Source organism: Microbacterium umsixpiens (assembly GCF_053543675.1).
On the sequence record NZ_JBLVOH010000052.1, the window covers coordinates 3,820 to 4,706 of the forward strand.

1 protein-coding gene is annotated in these 887 nt (G+C 73.6%); it reads right to left on the reverse strand.

Annotation, left to right across the window (positions count from 1 at the left end; translation table 11 throughout):
• Positions 1-887, reverse strand: an 887-nt coding sequence (locus ACNPM4_RS05560) for an aldehyde dehydrogenase family protein (protein WP_448985001.1), incomplete at both ends; no start/stop codon positions are given.

Genomic DNA, 887 nt, shown 5'->3' on the forward strand with positions numbered 1-887 from the left:
AGCACGCTCGCGCCGTTGACCTTGACCTCACCGGCGACGAGCCGTGTGCCGAGTGCGGCCGCGGCGTGCTCGTCGGCGCCGAACACGTAGCCGGCGAGTCCGACCTGCCCGGTGTTCGCGAGCGCCACCGCCTCGTCCTCGTCGGCATAGCCGCCCACGAGCAGCAGGGGTCCGAAGACCTCGTCCGCGAGGCCCGGACCGTCGAGCACCGCCACCGTCGGCTCGAAGAACCATCCCTGTGCGGGCACCTGCGTGACGCGCAGCAGCTCGGCACCGGCCTGCGCCAGCCGCTCCCGCTGCTCGACGAGCTCGTCGCGGCGCCCGGCGAACGCGACCGGGCCCACCTCGGTCGCATCGTCCAGGCTCGACCCGATCGCCCGGCGGCCGAACTCGGCGATCAGGAGACCTGCCAGCTCGTCCCGGCGCGCACGGTCGACGAGCACCCGGCGGGGTGCCTCGCACCACTGGCCCGACAGCTTCAGCACACCATCGGCCAGCGCCTTCGCCGTCTGCTCCAGGTCGGCGTCGGTGCGGACGATCGCGGCGTTGTTCGAGCCCAGCTCCAGCTGCAGTCTCGCGAAGCGCGGAGCGGCCGTCGCGGCGATCGCGCGCCCGGTCGGCGTCGAACCGGTCATCGAGATCGCGGCGATGCGCTCGTCGGCGACGAGGCTGCGTCCGACGCCCCCGCTGCCCTGCACGAGACCCACCACCGCGTCGGGGATGCCGACCGCGTGCACACCCTCCAGCAGCAGCTGGGCGCTCCACGGCGAGAACGAGGACGGCTTGAGCACGACCGTCGCACCGGCCGCGAGCGCGAACGCCGTCTTCTTCACCGCCATGGCCGACGGGGCGTTCCACGGCAGGATCAGCGCGGTCGGACCCCAGGG